A 6,443-nucleotide genomic window follows, 5' to 3' on the forward strand; every position below is an offset into this window, starting at 1 on the left:
TGTTGTTTTCCTTTACGCAGGCTGCTGCGCACGGGCGAGCAACTGATCGAGATCGAGGTTGATGCTGGCCACAGCCCAATCAGGCTCCTGGGTGAAGGGTTGCCGCACATAGAACGGCCCTTCATGCTGTTCGCCGTCCACCATAACGAGGGCCAGGATGAACTTGTCGGTCTGATTTAGCCCGTAGAGGATCTCGTTGCGTGTGACCGTGATCGTGGTCTGGCCCTTGGCGCGGCCCTTGACTTCAATGTGCCGTGATGGCGGCAACCGCCCGTCCAGAGCTTTTGGTAGGCTGGTGACATCCCAGCCGCATTTCTCGGCAGACACGTCGATGACGTCATGGCCCAACGCGCGTTCGGCGTCCATCACGGCCCGCATCGCGATCTGCTCGACGCGCGCCCGTGCGGCGGCGTCAGCTGTCCAGCCTGGCTGGCCTTTGCGCTGCAGAAGCAGGCCGGCGGGGATGACCAACGAGCCTCCCAAGATCACCGGCGTGGCGGAGATGACGTGGCGCATGGCCAACAGCTCTTTCTCGCGCATCTCGCGGCGCGCAGTGAGATCGTCGATGGTGCGGCGGACGTTCTCCAGCGTCAGACGCACGTCCTTGCCGGCAGCGATGTCGTCCTGCAGCTTGATGTAGCGGTCGGACCAGAAGTTGATCTCCTTGACCAAGCGCTCGTGCACCGCGGCGAGCGTCTTATCGACGGTCTTCTCGCGGCGAGCGCGCACCTCGTCAAAGTGCTCCGGCACCAGGTGGGTGGAGGCATGGGCCAGCGCCACCTGCTCCAGATCCTTGGCGATCCAGGGAGCGGAGAGCACGTCCTCGATCAGCGCCATGTCGGCCGGGGCGAGCGTTTCTAGGTCCAAGTGAGGCGCCCAGCCGGCGTTGATCGCGTTGCCCTTGGCGTCGATCTCGACGAACTGCATGCGGCGTGAGACGACGTGCAGAGGGGCGGCGCCTTCCTTGACCGAGTGGTCGATGATGAGCATCACCTTCGGGGTTAGGCCCATGTCGGCCGGGTCCACCAGTACAGCGCCTTGCTTGAGCTTGTTGCGGTGGGCCTCGAGCACCAGGTCGGTCACCGACTGCATCAGCGGGTGGGCTGGGTGCAGCAGGCTGGCCATCGGCGCGCCCACGCGGTCAAGCACGCGGACGTATTGCTTCTCGAAGCAGACGCGCTCGTAGCGGCGCAGTACGGGGTCGGCGTTGCGGCGGTCGCGCCCTGTGATCTGGCGGTCGCGCTCGCGGATGATAGCCGGGACGTTGGTGATCTCGTAGCGACCCGGTTCACGCGGGCGCAGCTCGCCCCCCAGCTGCTGGAAGGCCTGGGTGAAGAAGGAGCGGATGAAGAAGGGCTGCAGCTTGCGGGCTTCGGCCTTCTCCATTTCCTCCTTGACGGCGAAGAGGCGCTTCTCGTCCATCACCTCTTCGCACAGGGCATTGCGCTTGATGATGTCTTCAAGGTGGCGGGTGTCTAGCGCGCCTTCGACCTTGCGCAGCAAACGGGCTCTGACCACAGGGTCGGAACCATAACGGATGGCTTCGATCAGCAGGTCCTTGAGGCTGCGGTCTTCGAACACCTCACCCAGGATGTCGAACACGCGACCACCAAGGGCGTCGCGCTCGATTTCCAGCTTCTCGAACAGCCGCTGAAAGACGTCGCCTTCGCGCGTCTCGGACGCCACCATATTCCACAGGTGGCAGACCTCCGTCTGGCCGATGCGGTGGATGCGGCCGAAGCGCTGTTCCAGCCGGTTCGGGTTCCACGGCAGGTCGTAGTTGACCATCAGGTTGGCGTTCTGCAGGTTTACGCCTTCGCCGGCCGCGTCGGTGGCGACGAGCACGCGCGCGGTCGGATCGTTGCGGAACAGCTCCTGTACCTTGCGGCGCTCTTCGCGCTTGACGCCTCCGTGGATCATCACCACGGCCTCCTCGCTGCCGATCAGGCCGCGGATCTTGGTGGCCAGGTAGTTCAGCGTGTCGCGGTGCTCGGTGAAGATGATCAGCTTGCGTTGGCGGCCCAAGGAGTCATGCATCTCGGGCGTGTCTTGCAGCAGGCGCGACAGCTCGTCCCACTTGCGGTCCTGGCCGGAGTGCACGACCTTGCGGGCCTGCTCTTCCAGGTCTTCGAGGATGATGATCTCGGCCTCGAGTTCTTGGATGCTCTGTGCGGCCGTGGCCTGGTCGACGACGGCTTCTTCGAAGTTCTCGTAGTCGTCGGACGACAGCGCGTCGGCCGACTCCCAAATGTCCTCGGGCGCGCCATTGATGCCTGTGCCGGCGAGTGTCTCGGCCAGTGACTTGGCGCGCTGGCCTAGCCTCTCTTCCTCAACCCTGCGTTTGAGTTTGTTGCGGCGTCGCTTGAGCGACTGGTAGATGGCCTCGGGGCTGGAGGCGAGCCGGCGCTGCAGTGAGGTCAACGCGAAGCCGACCGTACCTTTGCGCCCGCCGTCAGCCAGCTGATCGGCCTTAGCGAACTCGGTCTTCACGTACTCGGTGACGGCGACATAGAGCGCGGCTTCCAGGTCGGACAGCTTGTAGTTGACGGTGTAGGCGCGACGTTCGGGGAACAGCGGGGTGCCGTCAAATTTGAGCAGGTCTTCCTTGACCATACGGCGCATCAGATCGGTGACGTCGACCTTGTGCGCGCCGTCGCGGAACTTGCCGTAGAAACGGTCGGCATCGAGCAGCGACATGAACAGCTGGAAGTCCTCTTCCTTGCCGTTGTGCGGCGTGGCCGTCATCAGCAGGAAGTGCCGCGTGATTGAGCCCAGTAGCTCACCGAGCTGGAAGCGCTTGGTCTTGTTGATCTTGTTGCCGAAGTAGTTGGCCGAGAGCTTATGCGCTTCGTCGACGACCACCAGGTCCCAGTGCGACAGGCGCAGCTTTTCCTGTAGATCTTCGGCGCGGGCCAGTTGATCGACACGGGCGACCAGCAGGTCGATGTCGTCGAAGGGGTTGCCACCGCGGGACTGCTCAACCTGCTCGCGTGAGAACAGCGAGAACGACAGGCCGAACTTCTCAAACATCTCGTCCTGCCACTGCTCGACCAGACTGCCGGGCGCGACGATCAGCACGCGCTTGGCATCGGCGCGCATCAGCAGCTCGCGGATGAGCAGGCCCGCCATGATGGTCTTGCCAGCGCCGGGGTCGTCAGCCAGAACGTAGCGCAGCGGCTGGCGCGGCAGCATCGACTCGTAGACCGCCGTGATCTGGTGCGGCAGCGGTTCCACGTTCGACGTGTGCACCGCCATCATCGGATCGAACAGGTGGGCCAGGTTGATGCGGTAGGCCTCGGTGGCGAGCTTGAATTCCTCGCCCGGCGCATCGAAGGCCCAGGGGCGTCCCGCCTCGGCCAGCGACAGCTTGGCCTCGTCGGTGCGGAACAGCATCCGCTCCAGCAGCTTGCCGTCGGCGGTCTTGTAGTAGACGGTCAGGGCGTTGTCACCGACCGGCTCGGTCGTGACGATGCGCACCACCTGCCCGGGCTCCAGGCCCGAGATGGCCGCGTTCTTCTGGATCTGTTCGAGCTTCAGCACGGTGCCGCCCCTGTACTTGTTGGTGGCCCGCCGTCAGGGCTTGCGCCGGTTGTAGGGCGACTGGTTGGTGGGCTTGAGGGAGACGTCGGTCTCGCTCGCCTTGGAGCGGATCGAGTCTTCCGTTCGCCCCATCTTGTGAGCGATCAGGCCAGTCGGCGTGTTTCCCTTGGCGAGCTGCTTCAACTGCTTGACCTCGGCAGGCTTCCATTGCTTGCCGTGGTTGGCGGGGGTTTTAGCCATGGTGGGGCTCCTTACGGTCGTGGCGGTTGGCGGGATTGCAGGTACGGGTGATCGACATGATCGTCACCATTCCTTGCTCGGTTCGCCGTAACCCGGTGCGAGCATCAGGTTGGTGACGCCATACAGCGCCGGGCGATTGCGCAGCCACAGGTGGTGTTCGCCACCCTTGAGGCTGTGGTCTTGGGTGCAGTCCACGTTCCAGCGGCGCAACAGGTAGCCGGCCATTGCGGCGCGGGCGCGAACCTTGAGCAAGCCGCCGTCCATGCCGTACTCGGCCTCGATGGTGTCGGGGTGCTGCACGTTGGCCGGATGCGGCACGAGCTCGAGCTCGGTGATCCGGTTCCACTGGATATCCTGATCGGGCTTCTCGTGGTCGGCTACGGCGCCGGGGATAATGCGGGCGTCGTCGAGGCGACCCAGCACGAAGTCGCGAAACTCGCCGCTGCGCCGGTCGAAGGCGCGGACGTGCCAGCGCAGGCCGCTATCGGCCAGGGCGAATGGCACGATCTCCCGGGTGGTCAGCCCGCTGGACAGCGCGCGATAAGAGACCTCCACGGCGGCGCATTGATGAATGGCGCGCGTCAGGATTGACAGCAACTCCAGATCGATCTTGCCCGGTAAAGTGGTGCCTTCTTGCGCCACTATGCCCCTCCAGCGGACGGGCTCCCCGTCGCCGTAGCCCTGAGACAACCACATCAGAACCCGTTCGGGCGGGAAGTCGAATATGGGGCGGAACCACGACCCTTTTACGTAGACTTTGCCTTTCGTGTCGTACTCCATGTTGCGCGGGGCCAGTTCCTTGTATTGGGCAATATCCCGCGTGGCCGCTGCGGCTTGGATGCCGAAGCGAGTCACCAAGTCGTGCCGGCGAATCTCGCCAATAAACCGAAGGCGTAGCTCAACGAACGCGAGTCGGTCGCGTTGCCCTTGAGTCATTCGTGGCAGTCTTTCTATGACCATTTTTTGGTCTCGACAGATTTTTTTGTAATGCGCATTTTAAGTACAATTATGTTGCCTATTGCCTATAAACTATCATCATAATACGATTGATATGAAGTCTTTTCAATATGTATTGATGCTTTCTGCGCTAGTTCAAGGATCAGACTGATGCAATTTGTTCCTTTAAAGCTTTATTTAATTGCCTTTAAAGCTAATAAGTAACATAATGCCACCCATGCTCTCCGGGCCCAATCATTCCAATAGGCTCCTGCTGTTCGCTCAGCAGAAGGGCATGCTACGCCCCAGCGATCTGACCGAGCTCGGCATTCCCCGGGTCTACCTCACCCGCCTTACCGCCAGCGGCAAGCTCGCCAGAGCCGGCCGCGGCCTCTACCGGCTGGCCGATGCCTCCCTCTCGGAAAACGAGAGTCTGACCATCGTGGCGGCACGGGCGCCGCAAGCCGTCTTCTGCCTGCTTACGGCGCTGCAGTTCCACGGGCTGACCACGCAGCTTCCCCGGCAGGTCTGGATCGCCCTGCCTCAGGGAAGCCACGCCCCGAAGATGGATTACCCGCCGGTCAAGCTCATCCAGTTCAGCGGCGACGCCTTCACGCAAGGCATCGAAACGCACCGCATCGACCAAGTCGATATCCGGGTCTACAACGCCGCCAAGACGGTGGCGGATTGCTTCAAGCATCGGAATAAGATCGGCCTCGACGTGGCGCTGGAGGCGCTGATGGATGCCCGCTCGCAAAAGAAAGCCTCGGCCGACGACCTCTGGCGCTACGCCAAGATCTGTCGCGTCGCCAATGTCATGCGCCCTTATCTCGAAGCCACCGAATGACCAAAGACCTCGCCGCATCGGTACGGGCACGTCTGCTGAACATCGCAAAGTCCGAAGGGTCGAACTTCAACCAGCTTCTGGTCCGCTATGCCCTGGAGCGATTCCTGTACCGCTTGAGCCAATCTGCGCACGCGGATCGCTTTCTGCTCAAAGGCGCCCTGCTCTTCACGCTCTGGTATGACATGCCGCACCGGCCGACACGGGATGCCGACCTGCTTGGCTTTGGGCCGAGCGACCTGCAATCCATCGGCCAGACATTCCGTGATATCGCCGCCATCACGGTCGATGACGGCATCACCTTCGATCCTGAAAGCGTTACCGCCGAAGACATTCGTAAGGAGGCAGGATACGCAGGCGCCCGGGTCGTGATTACCGGCGAACTCGCCAAGGCACGCTGCAAAACCCAAATCGACATCGGCTTCGGAGACGCAGTCACTCCAGGCCCGGTCCAGTCCGAGTACCCCGTTCTGCTTGAGGACTTTCCCGCACCACGCTTGCGAACCTATCCGGTCTACACCGTCATCTCGGAAAAGCTGCACGCCATCGCCCTGCTCGGCATGACCAACAGCCGGGTCAAGGACTACTTCGATCTCTGGGTCATGCTGGACCGCGAATCGCTGAACATGCACACCCTGGCGCAAGCCATCACGGCAACATTCACGCGGCGCGGCATGGCGGTGCCCACGGACCTGCCGATGGGACTCTCCGATGAATTTGCTGCCGATCCGTCGAGACAAGCGCTATGGTCTGCGTTCATACGAAAGAATGATCTGGCGATGACTCCTCTTGCCGATGTGGTCACGCGAATCCGCTCTGCGCTTGAGCCGGCAATGGGACTTGCGGCGCGCACACCGAAAGCCTGACGTGGCAATAAAAGGCC

Annotated in this window: 5 protein-coding genes; 2 read left to right on the top strand and 3 right to left on the bottom strand. The window is 62.3% G+C overall.

Annotated features, from left to right (window positions below; genetic code table 11):
- Positions 1-12: 12 nt before the first annotated feature.
- The 3 genes from K2Y42_RS20935 to K2Y42_RS20945 form a co-directional block, all read right to left on the bottom strand.
- Entirely contained in the window at positions 13-3,540 is a 3,528-nt protein-coding gene (locus K2Y42_RS20935) for a helicase-related protein (protein WP_291156649.1), read from the bottom strand.
- 33 nt (positions 3,541-3,573) lie between these two features.
- Positions 3,574-3,780, bottom strand: coding sequence for a hypothetical protein (locus K2Y42_RS20940; RefSeq protein WP_291156651.1), 207 nt, complete (start codon positions 3,778-3,780; stop codon positions 3,574-3,576).
- A gap of 63 nt (positions 3,781-3,843) precedes the next feature.
- Positions 3,844-4,740, bottom strand: coding sequence for a WYL domain-containing protein (locus K2Y42_RS20945; protein WP_366512453.1), 897 nt, complete (start codon positions 4,738-4,740; stop codon positions 3,844-3,846).
- A 214-nt stretch (positions 4,741-4,954) separates the two neighbouring features.
- Here K2Y42_RS20945 and K2Y42_RS20950 point away from each other — a divergent pair, with 214 nt between their 5' ends.
- A complete protein-coding gene (locus K2Y42_RS20950; RefSeq protein WP_291156655.1) occupies positions 4,955-5,563 on the top strand; it encodes a type IV toxin-antitoxin system AbiEi family antitoxin domain-containing protein in 609 nt (202 codons plus the stop codon).
- Positions 5,560-6,426, top strand: a complete 867-nt coding sequence (locus tag K2Y42_RS20955) for a nucleotidyl transferase AbiEii/AbiGii toxin family protein (RefSeq protein WP_291156657.1) — start codon at positions 5,560-5,562, stop codon at positions 6,424-6,426. Before K2Y42_RS20950 ends, K2Y42_RS20955 begins: the two co-directional genes overlap by 4 nt.
- Positions 6,427-6,443: the final 17 nt, after the last annotated feature.

The organism is Hyphomicrobium sp. (assembly GCF_019744875.1).
GTDB lineage: Bacteria > Pseudomonadota > Alphaproteobacteria > Rhizobiales > Hyphomicrobiaceae > Hyphomicrobium_C.

Excerpts from the sequence above, each read along its gene's own strand:
- K2Y42_RS20950 (WP_291156655.1), top strand. The coding sequence starts at position 4,955 with ATGCTCTCCGGGCCCAATCATTCCAATAGGCTCCTGCTGTTCGCTCAG.
- K2Y42_RS20945 (WP_366512453.1), bottom strand. The coding sequence starts at position 4,740 with ATGGTCATAGAAAGACTGCCACGAATGACTCAAGGGCAACGCGACCGA.
- K2Y42_RS20940 (WP_291156651.1), bottom strand. The coding sequence starts at position 3,780 with ATGGCTAAAACCCCCGCCAACCACGGCAAGCAATGGAAGCCTGCCGAG.
- K2Y42_RS20955 (WP_291156657.1), top strand. The coding sequence starts at position 5,560 with ATGACCAAAGACCTCGCCGCATCGGTACGGGCACGTCTGCTGAACATC.